Here is a 20,917-nt window from a genome sequence, read left to right as displayed (position 1 = left end):
ATGAATCCGTATCAACACATACAGGAAGCTGCCTATGCAGCCAACATGCAACTGCCCGAACTGGGGCTGGTGCTTTTTACATTTGGCAACGTTAGCGCCGCCGACCGCAGCCAGGGCGTATTTGCCATCAAGCCAAGCGGCGTGCCTTACAAGGATTTGTCGCCCGATAAAATGGTGATCGTTGATTTTGACGGTAAAACCGTTGCCGGTTCTTTGCGGCCTTCTTCCGATACATTAACGCATGCCGTGCTGTACAAACATTGGGAAGATATTGGCGGCATTGTACACACGCATTCGGTGTATGCAACGGCCTGGGCACAATCGCAGCGCGATATTGTTAACTACGGTACCACGCATGCCGATCATACAACAGTGGACATTCCCTGTGCACCGCCCATGTCTGATGAAATGATCCGCGGCGATTACGAATACCAGACCGGTTTCCAGATCATCAATTGCCTGCAGGAGCGGGGCCTGAGCTACAAAGAAGTAGAAATGATTTTGGTGGGCAACCATGCACCATTTACCTGGGGCAAAACACCAGACAAAGCAGTGTACAATAGTGCCGTGCTGGAAATGGTTGCTAAAATGGCTTTGTTAACCGAGCAGATCAATCCGAACGCACCGAGGTTAAAAGATGCGTTGGTGAATAAGCATTACGAACGCAAGCACGGACCGAATTCTTATTACGGTCAGTAAATAAAATGGTCAATGGCGCACAACAGGTTTAGTTTCGCCATTGACCATTTTACATTGGCTTTGCTCCATTTTTACGATTGCCCGCAACAAAAAATGAACACTTACAGCCATTCCCAAATTTTGTTTGATGCCTGTTTGCAACAGGTGCCGCAAGGCCGTTTGCTTGCTGCACATGCTCCATGCTTTCATCAATCTGTTGCGGTTGTAAATGTTGCCCCATCATTCATTACCTTTTCAAAATTTTTTGCACCCCATTTTTTTAAAATGTAGCCCCAGCGCCGTGAAGCAACGGTCGCTGCGCAGGCCACTCGTTTAACTTCTTCAACTAATAATATCAAGACCAACCACAATGATCAATTTAAAAGAGTTCGAAGTTTGGTTTGTTACCGGCAGCCAGCATCTGTACGGTGAAGAAACCCTGAAGCAGGTAGCTGCCCATTCGCAGGAAATTGCCCAGTCGCTCAACGGCGCTGCAGCCATTCCGGTGTCTGTTGTGTTTAAGCCGGTAGTAACCACTCCCGAAGAAATTTACCGCGTTTGCGCCGAAGCCAACGCCGCCAAGCAGTGTATTGGCGTAGTGGCCTGGATGCATACTTTTTCGCCGGCAAAAATGTGGATCCGCGGGCTGCAGATTTTGCAAAAACCCATGGCGCACCTGCACACGCAGTTCAACCGTGATATTCCCTGGGGCGAAATCGACATGGACTTTATGAACCTGAACCAAAGCGCTCATGGCGACCGTGAGTTTGGTTTTATGGTGAGCCGGCTGCGCCTCAACCGCAAAGTGGTTGTAGGCCACTGGCAGGACGAAGAAGTGCTGCAACAACTGGGTGCATGGACCCGGGCCGCCGCCGGCTGGAACGACTGGCAGGGTGCACGTTTTGTGCGCTTTGGCGACAATATGCGTTTTGTGGCCGTAACCGAAGGTGACAAAGTAGAAGCCGAAATGAAGTTTGGCTACTCGGTAAACTATCATGGCATTGGCGATCTCGTGCAGGTGATCAACGCCGTTAGTGATGGCGACCTGGATGCGCTGGTTGAAGAATATGCAACCACCTACAACCTGGCCGATAAGCTGAAGAAAGGCGGTGAACAACATTCTTCGCTCCGTGATGCCGCTAAAATTGAACTGGGCCTGCGCAAGTTTTTGGTGGATGGAAACTTCAAAGGATTTACCGATACGTTTGAAGACCTGCACGGCATGGTGCAGCTTCCGGGCATTGCCACCCAGCGCCTGATGGCCGATGGCTATGGCTTTGGCGGCGAAGGCGACTGGAAAACTGCTGCCCTGGTGCGGGCCATGAAAGTAATGGGAGCGGGGCTACCTGGCGGCAACTCGTTCATGGAAGACTATACCTACCACTTCGATCCAAAGAACCCGCTGGTATTGGGGTCGCACATGCTGGAGATCTGTCCTTCCATTGCCAACGGAAAAGCTTCCTGCGAAATTCACCCGCTGGGTATTGGCGGCAAAGCCGACCCGGTGCGCCTGGTGTTTAACGTAGATGGCGGTGCTGCATTAAACGCATCCATCGTGGATATGGGCAACCGTTTCCGCCTGTTGGTCAATACGGTTGAAGCCGTGGCACCACAACACGAACTGCCCAAACTGCCCGTAGCCCGTGTGCTGTGGAAACCGATGCCGGATATGAAAACCGGTTGCGCTGCATGGATCTATGCCGGCGGTGCACACCACACCTGCTACAGCCAAAACCTGACTGCTGAACACATGGCCGACTTTGCCGAGATTGCCGGCATCGAGTATGTTTTGATCGATCAGGACACCAGGCTGCACCAACTGAAGCAAGAGCTGCGCTGGAGCGAAGTGTATCATCAAATCAAAGGTTAAGAGGATTTCGGATGTACGATTTAAGATTTTGGATTGGGTTTATGAAAATGGATAGTTCGCCTTCTTTTACCGGCTAACTGTATTAAATCGTCAATCTAAAATCCGCAATCCGAAATCCCCATGTTGCCCTATTTTTGAAAGATGCGGTTTCCCGCCGCATCTTTCTTCCACCAACTTTAAAACGCATACTTCCATTATGAGAAATGGACTTAACTGGAGTGATTATGTAGTGTTCCTGGTCTACTTCGTGATTGTGGCCGGCTATGGTTACTGGATCTACAACCGAAAGAAAAAGGCCCAAACCAGCACACATGATTTCTTCCTCGCCGAAGGTTCGCTTACCTGGTGGGCTATCGGTGCCTCAATGATTGCTTCCAACATTTCTGCAGAGCAATTTATCGGCATGTCGGGCGACGGCTTTTTTGTAGGTACCGCGGTTGCGGCCTACGAATGGATTGCCGCCCTGGCCCTCATCATCATTGCCGTGTTCTTCATGCCCATATACCTGAAGAATAAGATCATGACCATGCCGCAGTTCCTCACCAACCGCTACAACAGCACGGTGGCACTGATCATGGCAATCTTCTGGTTGTTCCTGTATGTATTTGTAAACCTTACTTCCATCCTGTATCTCGGTGCCGTTGCCATCAATGGTTTGATGGGCGGCGGATACCTGCATGCCATCATGGTGGCGCTGGCTATCATGGCCCTCATTATTACCCTCGGCGGTATGAAGGTGATTGGCTATACCGACGTAATCCAGGTAGCGGTGCTCATCATTGGTGGCCTGGCTACCACATGGATGGCGCTGACCATTGTGGGTGAAAAATTTGGCGTGGGCCGCGATGCGTTTGCCGGCTTCCAGGTGCTGATGGACAAGCACCCCGATCACTTTAAAATGATTCTCGAAAAGCCCGGACCCAATTCATCGAACCTGGACATTCAGAAATATGTGGTGCTGCCCGGTATTGCCATGTATTTTGCAGGCCAGTGGATTGTAAACCTCAACTACTGGGGTTGCAACCAGTACATTACACAGCGTGCCCTCGGTGCTGATCTCAACACGGCCCGCAATGGTATCCTGTTTGCCGGCTTCCTCAAATTGTTCATGCCGGTAATTGTAATGCTTCCGGGTATTGCCGCTTATGCGCTGTACGAAAATGGTGACCTGCCGCAGCTTGAAGGCAACAAAGACGGTGCTTATTCGGCTATCCTCGGGTTTTTGCCCAACGGCCTGAAAGGCTTGTCGCTGGCGGCATTGACGGCAGCCATTGTGGCGTCGCTGGCGGGAAAGGCCAACTCCATTTCCACCATCTTTACGTTGGACTTGTATAAAAAGTATTTCAACAAAGACGCCACCGAAAAGAAAATGGTGTGGATCGGCCGCGTGACGGTGATTGCATCCCTGCTGGTTTCCCTCATTTTTACCTGGGAAGATTTGCTGGGTATTGGCGGCGAAGGCGGTTTTACTTTTATCCAGAAATACACCGGCTTTATTTCGCCGGGTATCCTGGCCATGTTCCTCCTGGGCATGTTCTGGAAGCGTACCACTGGCGCTGCTGCGGTAGCTGGTATCCTTACAGGTTTCCTTGTTTCGCTGCTATTCAATACCACGGTGCTGCCCGATATGTTTGGCCGCGAAACCCTGTTGTACACTGCCTATGAATACACCAAAGTAGTTGGCGGTGAAACAAAAACCTTCGTGGAAATTCCGTTCCTCATCAGCATGGGCTGGTCGTTCTTCTTCACCGTGTTGGTAATGGTCGCCATCTCTATGTTCGGGCCTAAAGACAACCCGAAAGCCATCGAAATTGATTCTTCGATGTTTAAGGTAAAGCCGGGAACCATCGCCCTCATTGTGGCCACGCTGCTTATTTTAAGTGCGCTGTATATTAAATTCTGGTAATATTGTGACAGCAAAGTGCCGCATCTTGTTGGCACTTTGCTGTTTTCATCATCTATTAAAACGCAGTTTAGTTTGATAGCCGAATACAAAAAATTCGAACCCGTACTGCTGGCCATCGATTGCATCATTTTTGGCTTTGATGGTTCCCAATTGAAAGCTTTGCTCATTAAACGCGGATTTGAGCCGCAGCAGGGCAAGTGGTCGCTGATGGGCGGCTTTGTGCAACAGGAGGAAAGTGTGGATGATGCTGCCAAGCGCATCCTAGACCAGCTTACCGGCATGCAGGATATTTACATGGAGCAACTGCATTGCTTTGGCGAAGTGGAACGCGATCCCGGTGGCCGCGTGGTTTCTATTGCTTATTATGCCCTCATTAAAATAGATGACTACAGCAGCGAGCTGATGGAAGAACACCAGGCGCAGTGGTTTAGCATGGAGGCGATTCCGCCGCTTGTGTTTGACCACCGCCACATGCTGGATATGGCCCGCGAACGGCTGCGGCAAAAGGTGGCAAACTATCCCATCGGGTTTGCATTGTTGCCGCACAAGTTTACGCTGCCGCAATTGCAGGCGCTGTATGAGGCCATCTATGAAACGGAGTTGGATAAACGCAATTTTACCCGCAAAATTCTTTCTTTTGAAATTCTGCGCAAGCTGGATGAAAAGGAAAAAGAGTCATCGCGGAAGGGTGCATTCCTTTACGTGTTCGACAGCCACAAGTATAAGAAGCTGGAGAAAGACGGTTTTAAACTGGTGTAAATACCGAATTGATATAAATGTTTTAAAGCAGCCTTTGGGCTGCTTTTTTATTGCGCTTTGCTAAAAGGTAAGCGGCTGGTAAGCCGGTCCCACAGGTAAGCCCATTCGCCCAGCAAAACCAGCAGTGCCACGGCTTTGGGGCCGGGCAGGCTGCGCATGAAATGTTCTAAAATAAAACGCTTTTTGCTCGCAGCAGCTTGCTTTGTTATTGCAGGATCATTGTTGGGATTCGGTTGCGCTGCAATGCCTTCTGAAATGACATCTAACGTATGCAGACAGGCTGCAATACTGCGGATGTTGCCTTCAGCTTCCAGCGGCTCGTAATAGTGCTGCAGGCAATATAAGTGGCTTTGGGGCACTTGCAAACGGGGATGTGTAACCGAATGCAGGTTGCGCATCAATTGCTCCATTTGCGCAGCTGCATATTCTTTTTTACGCACCACCTGGTGCAGGCTTTTGCTCGACACCCGGTAATCGAGCAGCACCTCAGGTTGGTGGTACATTTTATACTTGCGGCTTAGTTGCCAAAACAGTTCCCAGTCTTCGGCATAAGGCACGGTGTAGCCGCCAATTTCCTGCACGGCGCTTTTACGCATCACCACGGCAGGGTGGTAAACAATGCAGAAAAAATGCAGGTGATAAAAATAAAACTGGGTATCAAACCGGTCGCTGCTTATGGGTGCGCCCTGCTCGTTGATCTTTTGTACATCGCAGGAGTACAAGGCACCATCGGGGTGTTGTTGTATGAATTTCGCCTGCTGTTCAAGCCGGTTGGGTCGGCAAATATCATCGCTGTCCATGCGCACAATCCAGTCGGTTTGCGCCAGCGCAATGCCGCGGTTGAGTGTAAAACTGATGCCGCTATTTGCTTCGTTGCGAAAAAGGCGGATACGCGGATCAGTATAGGTTTGCAGGAGCTCGTAACTGCCGTCGGTAGAGCAATCATCAATAATGATGAATTCAAAATCGGTGAAGGTTTGTTGCAACACACTGTTGACGGCTGCTGTAAGAAACGGCAGGCCATTGTACACAGGCAGCACAACAGTGAGTGATATCATGCGCCGCCGGTTAGTTTTTGCAACGCATCTTTCACTCGTACCGGCGTCACCCGTTTTACACCGTTCCATACTTTTTTCGGCAATTGGTACATGATGAAATGCAACTGCGGATGTTGGTATGGGAACAGCGCTTTATCCACCAGCTTGTCTATTTCCGTATTATGAATGCCTTTTTGCTGCAAGTACGCTTTCATCCAGCCCAAAAAATGCTGGCGCACCACATCATACTTGCCATCATCCTTTACCGATTTCATGATGGAACCGTCACGCTGGCGGTACCAGTTGTTGCAGGTGTTGGCTATATACACGTATTCGTTCAAGTATACTTTGCATAAAAACGCCTGGTCTTCGTACAACTGCAAGTTGCCACGAAATGAAGATTCAAAGCCGCCCACCCGGTCGATGGCTGCACGGGTAAGCATCCACGAACAGGGCCCTGGGGTTGCTGCATTTTTCAGCGGGTATAATAGTACGGTAAGTGCCTGCGGCGGGTACAATTGGTTACCCGGTACACCCACCGGCACGATACAGTTTTCTTTCTGCCGTTCGTTCCAGTTGTACCAATGCACCGATCCTTCGGCAATCAATCCTGCATCAGGGTATTTGAGATGCAAGCCCACCTGCTGCACCATTTTTTCGGGTAGCCAGATATCATCGGCGTCCAAAAAAGCAACCAGGCTTCCCCGTGAGGCAGCGATGCCTGCATTGCGGCTGGCACTGAGCCCTTGGTTCGAATGGCCGGGATGTTCGTAGTAAAATATTTTTCCGGGGTGTTGGGCTGCATATTGTTTTGCCAGCGCCACACTGCTATCAGTGGAGCCGTCGTCTACCAGGATCAGTTCCCAGTTTTTATAAGTCTGGGCAAGCACGCTTTCCACAGACTGTGCAAGGAACCGCTCTTCATTGAGAAAAGTGATGATGACCGAAACAAGAGGTGTTAATTCCATAGGTTTAATATTTGCGGAGCCAGCCGGACAGTTTTTGTGCAAAGGCATCGCCGCTGCAATCAGGCACCTGGAATCGTCCAAGTTGAAACGGATGGCTGCGTTTGGTGATGGGTTCGGGATTGGTGGTAAAAGCCGCATCAAAGTTAAGACTGGCGGCCACCTGCATGCTGTCGCCATTGTAATGGCCATACGGATAAGCCAGCAGCGATACCTTCTTGCCAAAGCGTTGTTCCAGCGCCAACCTGTTGCTTTGTACCTGTTCTTTTTGAAACTGCGCATCATGCATACCCAATGCCGGGTGCTGCGCGGTATGGGCTTCTATGTCAATCAGGCGGTGCCCTTTGAGTGATTGCAACTGTCGCGGTGTAGCGATTTCGTTTGGTGCGGTTAAAACTAAATTATTCAGTTGCAATAATTGTTGTAAAAAATGCTGCTGTTGCGCCGGAACCATGGGCCGCATTTGTTGCCACAATTGCAAGTACAATTTTGCCCTGCGGGTAGGTGCATCAGCTTCAAAAGGTTTCCACGTACGATGCAGTTGCTGTAGCCGTTCGGTGAGTGTAGCTTCCTCCGTCAAATCGAAACTTCCGCCATCCATTGGTATCTGTAATGTAGCCGGCAAGTGCGGAGAGGTGAGCAAAGTCTGCTCAAGTGCATCCCACCAAAAAGGTCCTTTCTCAATGGATGTTACAAAAAAGGTTGCGGGCAAGCCGTATTGTTCCAATAACGGCAGTGCCACTGTTATATTATCGGCATAAGCATCATCAAAGGTCAGGGCAATGGTTTTATCCTTGATCTTCCCTTGCTTGATCGATTGCACCATGTCGTTCAACGGCACCACTCTGCCGGTAGCCTGTAACACCTGCAGCTGTTCTTCAAAATGTTTTGGACTCACTGCAATTTCCCACACATCCGTTGGTGGCGTAGCCACACGGTGGTACATCAGCACCATACATTTTGGTGCCAGGTAACGGTAGTAAAATGTGGTGAGCAGTTGCTTCAAACTATGCTTTTTTCTGTGCCCTAACGGTTACGATCACCTGGAAAAACGGGTCGTTATGATCAAGTTTTTCTTTAGCTACTTCCGGCAGTCCCATGCCGTACAGGAATGCAGTAGCCGCCAGCACATTGCCATGGCTTTCCACCACCGTGTTGCCATCAGGAAACATCTCGGCCGTCAGGGCCCGCATCCCTTTATCGGTAAAAGCCCAGTACCAGGTTTTGTTCCACTCGCCGTGATCAATAGGGGTAATACCTGGAACGGTGAGCAGCAATACGCCGCCAGGTTTGAGCACCCGGTAGCAAGTGGCCAGTGCGCCTTTTACATCGTAAATCAGGTGCAGTGTTTGCGTCAGCACAATGGCGTCAAATGTGTTGTCGGGCACTTGCGGTGCATTGCTCAGGTCGCCAATAAATGTTGCTTTTTTATTGGTGGCATCCACGTGCAGGATGTCGCTTTGCTGCACTTTAGCACCGCCAAAAAGCAGCGTGTATTCATTGTCGCCAATTTCCAGCACCCGCCCTTTGATGGCGGCACTTTCCTGACTCAAAAAGTTTTCAATATAATAGCGGTCAACAGGGCCGCCACGGTCGTAGCCAAACTCGGTGCTCAGCGGTGTCAACCGGTTCAGGTCGCCCATCGAAACCGTTCCAGGCGCAGGTTTATAGTGTTTGTAAAAACCCAGTTTTTGTATGAGCCGGATGCCGGATGCAGGCATTGTTTTCTTGATGATCGATTTAAGCATGTTAGTTTTTTCGTTTGAAAATGCTGAATACCCGGTGGGGCTGCAAGCTAAACAAATATGCACCGTCGCGGATGCTGCGGAGCCCTTTTTCCCTTTTTATCCGCTGCAGCAAAAGCCCGGCATAGTAGTCGCGCCAAATATGAAAGCCATTTTTTAACGCTGCACGTTCTTCAGATGATCGCAACACCGGCTCCTGCCGGTGCAACACCTGCTCCACATGCCGCACCATAAAAGGAATATTGCCCGACATGTTGGCGCCGTGTATGCGGTATGCAGCAATAAGTTGGGTATGATGCAGCACCGGGTATTTACGGGCAATTTTTAAATAAAGGTCATAATCCTCGCAGGCACGCAGGGTTTCATCAAACAAAAATTCGTTGAAAACCGACCGCCGGTATAAAACGGTGGCATGCATGCCGATATAATTGCCCTGCAACAGGTTCATGTAATGGTTATCGGTAACCGGCATGTCTTCCACCTCTTTTTTGCCGGTGGCGGCAAACACTTTTTCGTGCCCGCCCGATACAAATGCAGCCTCGGGGTGCTGCTCCATCAGGCGAAGATTGATTTGCAGGGCGCCGGGCAGCAGCCAGTCGTCGGCGTCGAGGAACAGCAGGTACTCGCCATTACTCTCTTTTATGCCCGTATTGCGTGCAGCCGATAGGCCAGCATTGGTTTGGTAAATGTATTTGACCTCACCATTTTGCCCGGCCACTTCCTTTGTGTTGTCGGAAGAGCCATCATCCACCACAACAATCTCTGTATGCACGCCTGCCTGGCTATTGACGCTGTCAATGGCCTGCTGCAGGTACTTTCCGTGATTATAACAGGGAATAATAACCGAAATTGTTGGTGCGGATGCTTTATTTAGCATTGTACGGAATAATGGAAGAGTACTTTTTATTTTTCAGGTAGTAAAAAAAGCCTGATACCATGCCACGCATTTCGGGCCCGATGGTGCGGTACTGAAACCTGTAATTAGGAAAACCATCAATGATGCGGCGGGCATTGTACCGCGGCAGCGTCAGGTACAGGCGGCGGCGGTAGCCAGCGGCCGGCTGACGGTCTTGCTGCAGCAATGCCGCTACGGTAAAGCCGCGCAGGTAATGAAACATCTGTCGCTTCAATTCTGCCATGGTGCGGCGGTGCTCGTGAAAAGCAATGACGCGTGGATTATAATTGATCTCCAGGCCGTGGTTGAGGATGCGGAACCATATTTCCGAATCGCCGTTGCAGCCAGCTTTGCCGGCGTCAAGCAATTCATCGAAATAGCCCACCTGCTCAAATGCTGTTTTGCGAAAAGCCATATTGGCGCCGGCGCCAATTTCCCAAACGGGCGGGCCGGAACGGAGGTTGCCTTCAAAGAAATCGCGGCCGTATACTTTGTCTACATAACCGCGGTTAAAACTCCAGAATTTTTCAAAAATGAGTTGTGCCTCGGTTTTTAGTTCAGTGGCAATTACCAGTCCGGTAAGTGCAGCCATGCGTGGACTTTCGTCAAACGCCTGCCAGATGCGATACGTCCACAGCGGATGCAGTTTTACATCATCATCGGTATAGGCAATAACAGGGTAAGAGGCCGCCAGTGCGCCGGTATTGCGGGCAATATCGAGCCCGGTTTTCGACTCCCTGATATAACGGATATCGGGGAAACGAGCGGCCACTTCGGCGGTGCTGTTGTCGGATGGCGCATTGTCCACCACAATGATTTCCTGCGGCGCTACCCTTTGTGTAGCCAGGGATACCAGGCAGTTGGCCAATTGCGCCGCACGGTTGCGGGTACAGATCACTACGCTTACCGGCACGGATTGCGGTAGCTCGTTTTGTTCCGGCTGGTCCAGCGCCTGTTGCAGCCAGCTTTGGAATTCAGGCCAGTTGTTTTGCAACAGCGGCTTGCTCCATTCAGCGGCTTGTTTGCCGGTGTAAAATTGTATGGCCTCCGAAATGGAAGCCACTATTTTAGGCAGGGCATGGGGCAAAGCATTGTTGCTGCCTGCCTCGAAATATGTGTGGCCTAGCGGAATGTCTTTCCACCAATACACCACATACTGCCCATTGCTTTCTGTGGCCAGAGGGAAATCCTCCAGCGGTTGGTCGAAATAAAGATGGGCAATATGATAAGCCTTAAATTTCATGCGTCATGCGGGTTACAAAAAACTCCATTTTCGTACAATAACGAAAAAAAACATCAAAAGGTGTTGGGCAGCGGCGCAAATTGATCCTGTTTTATGATGAATGGAAACTGCGGCCGAACGGCACCCATCCATTTACCATACCATTTAATATCACCGCGGTAGTCTTCCAGTTCAAAAGACAAACATTCGTTGAGCTCGAACAACATAACGGAGGTGTCTTTTACCACCACCAGGTTGATAAAATAAGCGCCGTCGTTAAAAAAGTTGCCGGGTATTTCGCAAACGCCTTCAACCACACCTTTATCGCATTCGATAGCAGGCGACGGCAGGTCGAAAATGCACTCGCCACCATACGAAAACACATGCAGGCTTACATTGAGCTGTACGCCGGGCACATGGTTCCATAGTTTGAATTTCACCGTAAGCGGGGTACGGATATCGAGCGGCGCATCGGGGTTGATGCGGTGCGGCACAAGCGATACTGATTGCATCGTTACCCACTCGTTGCCGGGTGCAGTGGCTGCATCGGTCCAAACCTTTTCGTTTTGCAACTGCTGCACACCCATGATGTATTTGTTCACCACGTCGGTGGCAATGCCTACGTTCATGAGCGTACCTTTGTTCAGCCACATCGCTTTGTCGCAAAGGTTGGTAACCGCCTGCATGTTGTGGCTCACAAACAAAATGGTGCGGCCTTCTTTATGCGATACCTCGTTCATTTTGCCGAGGCATTTTTTCTGGAATTCGGCATCGCCCACGGCCAGCACTTCATCCACAATCAAAATATCGGGCTCCAGGTGGGCAGCCACGGCAAAAGCCAGCCGCACATACATGCCGGAGGAATATCGTTTTACCGGAGTATCTAAAAACTGCTCCACGCCGGAAAAAGCTACGATCTCGTCGAACTTGCGCTGGATCTCAGCTTTGCGCATGCCCAGGATGGAGCCGCTGATAAAAATGTTTTCCCGCCCCGTCAGCTCCTCATGAAACCCGGTGCCTACTTCCAGCAGGCTGCTGATTTTGCCGCGGCCCCGAACGGTGCCGCTGGTGGGTTTGATGATGCGGGAAATAACTTTGAGCAGGGTGGATTTGCCGGAACCGTTGGAACCAATGATGCCCATGGCCTCGCCTTCTTTGAGTTCAAAGCTGACATCTTTCAGTGCCCACAAGTATTTGGTGTTGCCCAATGCATCGGTGTCGGGAAAATGCGGTTGCCCGTTTTTGCCCATTATGGATTTGTGCCACCATTGGGTCAGGTCTTGCCGGAGCGAACCGGTACCTATTGTGCCCAAACGGTATCGTTTGGATAAATGTTCTGCCTGAATAATGGTGGTACCCATTGGTAGTTAATTCTGATTAGGTGCGGAATAGCGGCCGGAAAGATAAGACGCCGCTTTTGCTTTCGGGGCCAAAGAGCCGAATAAGGCAAAAATAAATAATATTTACGGCACAGCTTCTTTTGGCAAAAATGAATCATGCTGCGGCTGTTTTGTGCGGGAATTTCTCCCAAGTCGGCTCCTCTGCCTAAACAACCCGACCATTTTCTATTGTACAAAATTTTAAAAAAGCCGCCAAGCCCTGCTGTTTCATCTATTATTCGCCTTGGCAGTTTGAAAAAAAAGCAAAAACGATGGGACGTTAGAAACGGGCTCCCTATATTTGCATAATCTACAAAATTGGTGGGGTAATACTTTCGCTACTGCCCGGCTATACCCGCAGCACAATGGAATACACAACGATCAAGAATACACCAGCCACACCGCAGCCCATGCAGCGGCCGGAGCGGAGCCAGAAAGGGCATGTTGCCTTGGTGGGTGCAGGCCCCGGCGATCCTGAGCTGCTGACCCTGAAAGCGCTGCGCCTGTTGCAGCGTGCCGAGGTGGTGCTGGCTGACCGGCTGGTGAGCCCGGAAATTTTAAAAGAACTTACGAACCCCGAAGCCGAGATCATTGCCGTAGGCAAACAATGCCGCCGCGGTGCCTCCACTCCGCAGCGCACCATCAACGAATTGTTGGTAGAGTATGCATTGGAAGGCAAAAGGGTAGTGCGCCTGAAAGGCGGCGACGTTTCCATTTTTTCCAACATACTCGATGAGCTGGAAGTGCTCAGCGCCAACGGCATTTCTTATGAGATTGTTCCCGGCGTAACGGCTGCTTTGGGTGCAGCTGCGTACAGTGGCATTCCGCTTACTGCTCGTGGGTACAGCACCGCGGTGCGATTCCTTACTTTTTATAAAAACGATGTGGTAACCGATGATTACTGGGCCGAGCTGGCACAAACATCGGACACGCTGGTTTTTTATATGTCGTCCGAAACACTGCCGCAGGTGGTAGCCAAATTAAAGGCAAATGGTGCGCCCCAAACAAGGGAACTGGCCATTGTGGAACAAGCCACCACGCCGCTGCAACAGGTGCACACCAGCACGCTGGAACATTACGAGGCCGAGTTGGCTGGGCTGCAACTAAAATCGCCGTCGTTGGTCATTATTGGCAACGTGGTGGGCCTGCACCGGCAATTTGCCTGGCGGCCAAATGGTAACGGCGCGGAGGAATATTTTAACCCCGTAACCGGCAACCTGGTGGCTTACGGGCCGGATGCCAAAAGGGCCTGAGCTTTTGAAATAAGATTTAACACGCTGAACTTATAACCGCATGATAGCATCGCCGAAACTGAAAATTGTTGAAGAACTGATTGCAGGATCCAGCCGCGAAGAGCTGGCCTGGATCAGCGGGTACCTGGCTGGCGTAGCCGCCGGTGGTGGCGCCAACGTAGCCGCTGCGGCATCGGCTTTGGCCGGTGGCACTGCAGCCCCTGCAAAGGCCGGTAAAATCACCATTGCCTACGGTACCGAAACCGGCAACTCCAAAAAGCTGGCTGCTGATTTTGCCGCCAAGGCAAAAAAAAGCGGCATCAATGCAAAGCTGGTGAGCCTGGACCAGTACCGGCTAACCGACCTGCCGAAGGAAGAGTATTTTGTTACCATCATCAGTACGCAGGGTGAAGGTGAGCCGCCGGCTGCCGCCAAAAAGTTTTACGACGGCATTCATGCCAATGGCTTTAAGCTCGAGAAATTGAAGTACGGCGTGTTGGCGCTTGGCGATACCTCGTACCCGCTTTTTTGCAAGGCAGGTGAAGATGTGGATGCACAGCTGGATAAACTCGGTGGCAAGCGTTTGGTATCGCTGGCAAAATGCGATACCGATTACCAGGCCGATGCCGAAAGCTGGTTTGATTCCTTGCTCCATTCGCTGAGCAGCAGCGCTGAACCGGCTGCAGCCACCGCCGCACCGGCGGTGAAGAAAAGTGCGGGTAAAAAAACATACACCGGCACCATCCTTACCAGCGTAAACCTGAACGACCGCGGCTCGAATAAAGAAACCTATCATATTGAAATTGAAGCGGAGGATGTGGCCTACCTGCCCGGCGATGCACTGGGAATGATTCCGCCAAACCCTGCACCTCTGGTGGCCGATATTTTGGCGGTAGCCGGTGTGGATGCTGCGAAAAAAATAAGTTACAAAGACGAACAATGGGCCGTTGCTGACCTGCTGACCAAACGCCTGAACATTGTACACCTGCCCGAACGGGTGGTGGCCAAATATGCTGCCCTTACCGGCCAAACGATCCCGGAAACCCGCATGGGTCTGCTCGACTTGTTGAAAATTTATCCATACAAAGCCACCGCACCATTCGAAGACCTGGTGGCGATCCTGGAGCCCACTGCACCACGGTTGTATTCCATTTCCTCGTCGCCCGAGGCGCACAGCGGGGAAGTGCATGTAACCGTAGCCCGCGATAAGTTTTGCATCAACGGTGAAGATAAATTCGGGCTGTGCTCCGATTACCTGGCCCGCCTCGAAGAAGGCACCACCATTGAATTTTACATCCATAAAAATGGTGCATTTCGCCTGCCTGACGAAGACAAAGACGTGATCATGGTAGGGCCGGGAACCGGCATCGCACCGTTCCGTTCGTTTTTGGCCGAACGTGATGCTGCCGGCGCCAGCGGCCGCAACTGGCTGTTCTTTGGCGACCAGCATTTTGTTACCGACTTCCTGTACCAAACCGAGTTGCTCAACTGGTTTGATACCGGTGTGCTCACCAAACTGAACGTGGCCTTTAGCCGCGATCAAAAAGAAAAAGTGTACGTGCAGCACAAAATGAAGCAGCAGGGAAAAGAGCTGTACAACTGGCTTCAAGGTGGCGCATCACTCTACATCTGCGGTGCAAAAGACCCGATGAGTGTGGATGTGGAATCGGCGCTGTTGGAGATCATTGCGGAGCATGGCGGCAAATCGGCCGAAGCGGCGGAAGCCTATTTGGCGGAGCTGAAAGAAGCGGGCCGCTACCTGAAAGACGTTTATTAATTAGCAGACAGAACACCGACTGGGTTCCAACAACTGGAACAAGTTCAAAAGGATTTACATAATGGCAGATCAGAATAATCAGAATCTTTCTTCCACCGAACGCATCAAACAAAGCAGCGACAGCCTGCGGGGCACACTTGCCGAAAGCGTTGCCAACGAAATAACGGGCTCCATTGCCGAAGACGACCAGGCACTGGTTCGTTTTCACGGCATGTACCTGCAGGATGACCGCGACCGCCGCGAAGAGCGGGCCGCAAAAAAACTGGAGCGGCTGTATTCATTCATGATTCGGTTGCGCCTCACCGGCGGTTACATATCTCCGGCGCAGTGGGTGGCGCTGCATCATATTGCAGGCGATCATTCTACAGGCACCATCAAAATCACCACCAGGCAAACCATACAATTGCACGGCGTTTTAAAAAGCCATGTAAAGCCCACGTTGAAAGCATTCAACGAAGCGGCATTGACCACAATCGCTACTTGTGGCGATATCAACCGTAACGTATGTTGCACGGCACACCCGGCAGCATCGCCGCTGCACGAGGAGATTTTTGGCCTGGCCAACGACATTGCCGAAATGTTGCTGCCCAAAACCAATGCCTATTACGAGATTTGGCTGGAAGGCGAAAAAATTGCGGACAAACAACTGGAGGAAGATCCGTTGTACCAGGACCGTTATATGCCGCGCAAATTCAAGATCGGCATTGCCATTCCGCCGGCCAACGATGTAGATATTTTAACCAATGATGTGGGCCTGATTGCCATCGTAAAAAAAGGCGTTATTGTAGGCTACAACATCTGCGTGGGTGGCGGCATGAGCACCACGCATGGCAACCCCGACCACTATGCACGACTGGCTTCACCCTTAGCTTTTACCACGCCGGAAAACATCATGAAGGCGGTGTACGAAGTGCTCACCATTCAACGCGATTATGGCAACCGCAGCGACCGCAAACTGGCCCGCCTCAAGTACACTGTTGACCGCCTGGGCCTGCCCTGGTGGCGTGAAGAACTGGAGCGCCGTTGCGGCTTCAAGCTGGAAGATCCCAAGCCGTTTGAGTTCACCTCACGCCGCGATAATTATGGCTGGGAGCAAAACCATAAAGGCCTTTGGTATTACACGCTTTTTGTTGAAAACGGCCGGGTGCTGGATATACCGGAGTTGAAAATGAAACAGGCCCTTTTGGAAATAGCACAATCCGAAAAAGCAGCGTTTCGTTTTACCACCAATCAAAACCTGATCATTGCCGACATTAAGCCGGAAGACAAGGATTTTGTTGCCGGTATTTTGGAACAATACGGATTGATTGCACACACCGAGCGGGCTACCAAACTGCGTGGCAACGCAATGGCTTGCGTGGCACTCAACACCTGCGCACTGGCGCTGGCCGAGGCGCAACGCTACATGCCATCGCTATTGGATAAAGTGGAAGGTTTGCTGGAAAAACATAGCCTGCAAAATGAAGAACTGATCATGCGCATGACGGGTTGCCCTAACGGATGTGCCCGTCCTTATGCTGCGGAAATTGGTTTTGTAGGTACGGCTTATGGCCGCTATAATTTACACTTTGGCGGCGACCGGTTGGGTCTGCGGCTGAATAAGATTTACAAGGAAAGCCTGGATGAAGCGCAAATCCTGTCCGAGTTGGATGCGGCGTTTGCAGCTTTTAAGGAGGAGCGAAGTGCCGGCGAAACATTCGGCGATTTTAGCTACCGCAAATACATTCAGCCGGCAGTAACGGCTTAAAAGAAAGTACACCAATTGAACCAATGGCAATGCCCCGCATTGCCATTGGTTTTTGTTATGAAAAGGGGCATTACATTTTTTGCGTTGTTAGTTGTGTTGCAGTGCGGCGCACAAAAAGATGTAACCACATCGGAGCAGACCTGGCTGGGCTATATACAACAGGTACGCCTAACCGAAAAATGGGGTGCCATTGCAGATGTACATTTTCGAACGGTCAACAATTGGGTGCAGGGAAATAACTTGTGGTTGCTGCGTGCAGGCGCCACTTATTTTTTCAACGACCGCACCCAGGCCACCGCCGGTTATGCGCATTTTCATTACTTCGCCGGCGAAAGCCACCCGCAGGATGCAAGGCCGGAGCACCGCTTGTACCAGCAGATTTTGTGGATGAACAACGGGCCAAAGCTGCGGCTGCAAAACCGCATCAGGACGGAGGAGCGCTGGCGGCAGCATATGGGCAGCAGGGGCGAAGCATTGCCGGGATATAATTTCAACTGGCGCTTTAGGGCACAGTGGCAATTGCTTTATCCGTTGAGTAAAAGGTTGTATGCACCGGGTACATTGGCTTTGATGGTGGCAGACGAAGCGATGCTAAATTTCGGAAAAGAAGTTGTGTACAACACGTTTGACCAGAACCGGATCATTGCCGGGGTGCAGTGGCAAACAGGTAAGGCTTCGTTTATACAGGCGGGTTATATGCATATTTTTCAGCAACAGGCCGCAGGCAATAAATACCGCCAAAGTCATGTTGCACGGATTTTTTACACGCACAACCTGGATTTACGTAGGAGAAGTGAGACGAAATAATAGGGGATAACTGCGCAAATCTTTGCAGCGCCGTGCAGTCAGGATTGTGAAGATTTTCGAAAGAAACGTTCGTATTTGGTGTATTCTACTATTTTTGTGGACTAATATTTGAACATAATGGCCATAGTAAAGCGGTTGTAGCTGGAACTGGGCAACATTTCATCACTCATTTTTTATAACTGTGAAAGAAGCGGAATCGAAAACTAAGGCCATTAAAAAAGAAGGCTCGGCAACCAATCACCTGTTCCCGGTTTTTTTGAAACTGGAGCAATTACGGCTGCTCATTGTGGGCGGCGGTTATGTGGGTATGGAAAAACTGACCGCTGTGTTGCAAAACGCACCTGCCACATCCATCCGTCTGGTGGGCACTACGGTGAGTGATGAAATAAAAGCACTGGCCGCGAAACACAACAACATTCAAATCTGGGAGCAGCCGTTCACTCCTTCAGATGCGGATGACATTGACCTTGCCATTGTAGGCATCAACGATGCTGTGATCAGTGAGGCCATTGCTGCGGAGATCAAGAGCCGCGGCATATTGGTAAATGTGGCCGACAAACCAGAACTCTGCGATTTTTATTTGTCTTCTGTTGTAAAAAAAGGGAACCTGAAGGTGGCCATTTCCACCAACGGGAAATCGCCAACCATTGCCAAACGCATCAAGGAAACTTTAGAAGAAACGCTGCCTTCCGAACTGGACCAGGTGCTCGATAACATGCAGTCGATACGCCATCGGCTGAAGGGCGATTTTACTGAAAAGGTGCACAAGTTGAACGAGATCACTTCGGTACTTTCCACGCAAAAAGAAGAAGTGGCCGCCAGCAGCGAACGCAAATGGAAACGCATTGCAACCTATTTTCTCTTTGCGTTTTTATTTATGATCGTCGGGCATTTGCTCTTGTCCTACATGCCACTGCGTGAATGGGGCACAGCCATCAGCGAGATCAAAATTGAAAAGCAATTTTATTACCTCATACTCACCGGCTTTGTAGCACAATTGATTGATGGCGCACTGGGTATGGGTTACGGCGTCACTTGTACTACGGTGCTGCTTTCCATGGGTGTCAATCTTCCTGCCATCAGCGGATCCATTCACACCGCTGAAATGTTTTCAAGCGGTGTATCGGGCTATAGCCATTACAAGTTTGGTAACGTCAATAAAAAGCTGTTTCGTGCCCTGCTTATTCCCGGCATCATCGGTGCGGTTGTCGGCGCTTACCTGCTTTCTGTTTACGGCGATCAATACGCTGATATCATCCGCCCCATACTGGCAGCTTACACGCTGATACTGGGCATCCGCATCTTGTTTACTGCATTTAAGAAAAAGCAAAAACCGCAAAAGGTTAAACGTGTGGGCTGGCTGGCTGGCGCCGGTGGTTTTCTCGATTCGTTTGGCGGTGGTGGCTGGGGACCGCTGGTTACCAGTACGCTCATCTCAAAAGGACGGACACCGCGTTTTGTGATTGGCTCTGTTAGTATCACCGAGTTTTTTGTAACGCTGGCTTCTGCACTTACGTTTTTCGGGATGCTGGGACTAAGCCACTGGCAGGTAATTGTGGGATTGATCTTAGGCGGTATGCTGGGTGCACCTTTGGCGGCACGCCTCGCTGGTAAACTGCCCATGAAAACCATGTTCATCGGCGTTGGTGCCATGGTCATCATCTGGAGCCTACGTATTTTGATCAAAGCATTTTTGTAGGGATTTGAGCCACGAAGGCACGAAGGAAAGGAAGATACACGAAGGATTTTTAGGAGGATGTTTTTTATTTTATACAAAAAGCAAAAAAGTGATTGTATTGTGTAGTGAGATTGTTACCTGAATTGAGCTTATCATCCCAAATACTCAGAACTATCAACTATCATCCACCATCCTTCATCTATCATCCTTCCCAAGCCACTGCAACAAATGCTGCGCAATGGTCGGTGTTTCTACTAAAAAGCCATCGTGGCCGTAAGCCGAATCAATTTCAATATAAGTAGCGTTGGGAATATTGGCAGCCATGATCTGTTGCTCTTGCACGGGACAAAGAATATCGCTGCTCACACCGATGATGAGTGTAGGTGCGGAAATAAGTTGCAACGCATCGGCAATGGTTTCCGTTCTGCCACGGGCAATATTGTGGGTGTCCATGGCTTTGCTGAGCAGGTAATAGCTGTAGGCATTGAACCGGTTTACCAATTTTTTACCCTGGTAGCGCATGTATGAAGATGCCCTAAAATCATCAACCCGTTGCGCATCGCCATCGGATTGTTTGGCCACCATGATGGCATAGTTGCGATAGGTAAGGATGCCAATGGCACGGGCCGTAGCCAGGCCTTTCGCACCGGCATCGGCATGGGGCTGTCCCCAGGTACCGTCGGCTTCAATGGCCATGCGTTGCGTGGTATGTATGGCAATGCCCCAGGCACTTTCAGCCGGCGATGTAGCCAGCAAAAACATGCGGCCGATGCGGTCGGGTTCGGTAAGGCTCCATTCAAGCGCCTGGTAGCCGCCAATTGAACCGCCAATGAGTAAATGTATTTGTTCAATGCCAAGGTGCTTACGGAGCAGTATATGCGCCGCAAGCATGTCTCGGATGGTAAAAAAAGGAAAATCGAGATAGTAAGGCGTGCGGGTTTGCGGGTTGGTACTTAGCGGACCGGTAGAGCCATAACAGGAGCCAAGAATGTTGGCGCAAACAATGAAATACTTGTTTGTATCCAGCGGCAGCCCGGGGCCAATCATGCCGGGCCACCAGTCGGCAGCATCGGAGTTGGCCGTAAGTGCATGACAGATCCACACCACGTTGCTGCCCTCGTTGTTGAGGGTGCCGTAAGTGTGGTACGCAATGGTGATTCCGGTAAGCTGGTCGCCACGTTCCAGTTGAAAAGGGCCTTTGTAGTGAAAAGCATTCATCC

18 protein-coding genes are annotated in these 20,917 nt (G+C 50.6%); 9 read left to right on the top strand and 9 right to left on the bottom strand.

The window, feature by feature from the left end:
• Positions 1–699: an L-ribulose-5-phosphate 4-epimerase gene (locus DRJ53_RS13850; RefSeq protein ID WP_114236244.1), complete on the top strand. Its 699-nt coding sequence runs from the start codon at positions 1–3 to the stop codon at positions 697–699.
• Between the two features lie 49 nt (positions 700–748).
• Here the strand turns inward: DRJ53_RS13850 and DRJ53_RS21320 are convergent, their stop codons facing one another.
• Positions 749–922 (bottom strand): hypothetical protein, encoded by a 174-nt coding sequence (locus tag DRJ53_RS21320; RefSeq protein ID WP_155523213.1) that lies wholly within the window; start codon positions 920–922, stop codon positions 749–751.
• Positions 923–1,048: 126 nt separating this feature from the next.
• Here DRJ53_RS21320 and araA point away from each other — a divergent pair, with 126 nt between their 5' ends.
• From araA to DRJ53_RS13830, 3 genes are all read left to right on the top strand, one after another.
• On the top strand, positions 1,049–2,548 hold the full coding sequence (araA, locus tag DRJ53_RS13840; protein WP_114236242.1) for an L-arabinose isomerase: 1,500 nt from the start codon (positions 1,049–1,051) through the stop codon (positions 2,546–2,548).
• A gap of 196 nt (positions 2,549–2,744) precedes the next feature.
• Positions 2,745–4,454 (top strand): sodium:solute symporter family transporter, encoded by a 1,710-nt coding sequence (locus DRJ53_RS13835; protein ID WP_114236241.1) that lies wholly within the window; start codon positions 2,745–2,747, stop codon positions 4,452–4,454.
• A 72-nt stretch (positions 4,455–4,526) separates the two neighbouring features.
• On the top strand, positions 4,527–5,213 hold the full coding sequence (locus DRJ53_RS13830; RefSeq protein WP_114236240.1) for an NUDIX hydrolase: 687 nt from the start codon (positions 4,527–4,529) through the stop codon (positions 5,211–5,213).
• Positions 5,214–5,260: 47 nt separating this feature from the next.
• On the opposite strand, the gene DRJ53_RS13825 is transcribed toward DRJ53_RS13830, so the two are convergent.
• Genes DRJ53_RS13825 through DRJ53_RS13795 form a run of 7 tightly spaced genes read right to left on the bottom strand, consistent with a single transcriptional unit; the run spans position 5,261 to position 12,390 of the window.
• Positions 5,261–6,271, bottom strand: coding sequence for a glycosyltransferase family 2 protein (locus DRJ53_RS13825; RefSeq protein ID WP_162303875.1), 1,011 nt, complete (start codon positions 6,269–6,271; stop codon positions 5,261–5,263).
• The gene (locus DRJ53_RS13820) at positions 6,268–7,218 is read right to left on the bottom strand and encodes a glycosyltransferase family 2 protein (RefSeq protein ID WP_114236238.1); all 951 of its coding nucleotides are present in this window, start codon (positions 7,216–7,218) and stop codon (positions 6,268–6,270) included. Before DRJ53_RS13820 ends, DRJ53_RS13825 begins: the two co-directional genes overlap by 4 nt.
• A 4-nt stretch (positions 7,219–7,222) precedes the next feature.
• Positions 7,223–8,221: a polysaccharide deacetylase family protein gene (locus DRJ53_RS13815; protein WP_114236237.1), complete on the bottom strand. Its 999-nt coding sequence runs from the start codon at positions 8,219–8,221 to the stop codon at positions 7,223–7,225.
• A 1-nt stretch (position 8,222) separates the two neighbouring features.
• On the bottom strand, positions 8,223–8,963 hold the full coding sequence (locus tag DRJ53_RS13810) for a class I SAM-dependent methyltransferase (RefSeq protein ID WP_114236236.1): 741 nt from the start codon (positions 8,961–8,963) through the stop codon (positions 8,223–8,225).
• 1 nt (position 8,964) lies between these two features.
• On the bottom strand, positions 8,965–9,837 hold the full coding sequence (locus DRJ53_RS13805; protein ID WP_114236235.1) for a glycosyltransferase: 873 nt from the start codon (positions 9,835–9,837) through the stop codon (positions 8,965–8,967).
• Positions 9,827–11,098, bottom strand: coding sequence for a glycosyltransferase family 2 protein (locus DRJ53_RS13800; RefSeq protein ID WP_114236234.1), 1,272 nt, complete (start codon positions 11,096–11,098; stop codon positions 9,827–9,829). Before DRJ53_RS13800 ends, DRJ53_RS13805 begins: the two co-directional genes overlap by 11 nt.
• A gap of 53 nt (positions 11,099–11,151) precedes the next feature.
• Positions 11,152–12,390: an ABC transporter ATP-binding protein gene (locus DRJ53_RS13795; protein ID WP_241558555.1), complete on the bottom strand. Its 1,239-nt coding sequence runs from the start codon at positions 12,388–12,390 to the stop codon at positions 11,152–11,154.
• A gap of 431 nt (positions 12,391–12,821) precedes the next feature.
• Here DRJ53_RS13795 and cobA point away from each other — a divergent pair, with 431 nt between their 5' ends.
• From cobA to DRJ53_RS13770, 5 genes are all read left to right on the top strand, one after another.
• Complete coding sequence (cobA, locus tag DRJ53_RS13790) at positions 12,822–13,709, top strand: uroporphyrinogen-III C-methyltransferase (RefSeq protein ID WP_241558554.1); 888 nt, start codon at positions 12,822–12,824, stop codon at positions 13,707–13,709.
• 40 nt (positions 13,710–13,749) lie between these two features.
• Entirely contained in the window at positions 13,750–15,465 is a 1,716-nt protein-coding gene (locus DRJ53_RS13785; protein WP_114236232.1) for a diflavin oxidoreductase, read from the top strand.
• Positions 15,466–15,526: 61 nt separating this feature from the next.
• Positions 15,527–17,212, top strand: coding sequence for an NADPH-dependent assimilatory sulfite reductase hemoprotein subunit (locus DRJ53_RS13780; protein WP_114236231.1), 1,686 nt, complete (start codon positions 15,527–15,529; stop codon positions 17,210–17,212).
• 57 nt (positions 17,213–17,269) lie between these two features.
• Positions 17,270–18,019 carry a DUF2490 domain-containing protein gene (locus tag DRJ53_RS13775; protein WP_114236230.1) on the top strand — a complete coding sequence of 250 codons (750 nt, stop codon included), beginning with the start codon at positions 17,270–17,272 and terminating at the stop codon, positions 18,017–18,019.
• Positions 18,020–18,200: 181 nt separating this feature from the next.
• Positions 18,201–19,718, top strand: a complete 1,518-nt coding sequence (locus DRJ53_RS13770) for a TSUP family transporter (RefSeq protein ID WP_241558553.1) — start codon at positions 18,201–18,203, stop codon at positions 19,716–19,718.
• A 174-nt stretch (positions 19,719–19,892) separates the two neighbouring features.
• On the opposite strand, the gene metX is transcribed toward DRJ53_RS13770, so the two are convergent.
• Positions 19,893–20,915, bottom strand: coding sequence for a homoserine O-acetyltransferase MetX (gene metX / locus DRJ53_RS13765; RefSeq protein ID WP_114236229.1), 1,023 nt, complete (start codon positions 20,913–20,915; stop codon positions 19,893–19,895).
• Positions 20,916–20,917: the final 2 nt, after the last annotated feature.

Origin of the sequence: Paracnuella aquatica (assembly GCF_003332885.2) — a bacterium.
In the GTDB taxonomy this organism is placed as follows: domain Bacteria; phylum Bacteroidota; class Bacteroidia; order Chitinophagales; family Chitinophagaceae; genus Flavisolibacter; species Flavisolibacter aquaticus.
Note: the sequence above shows the minus strand (reverse complement) of the source record. Positions and strands in the feature narration are given on the sequence as shown.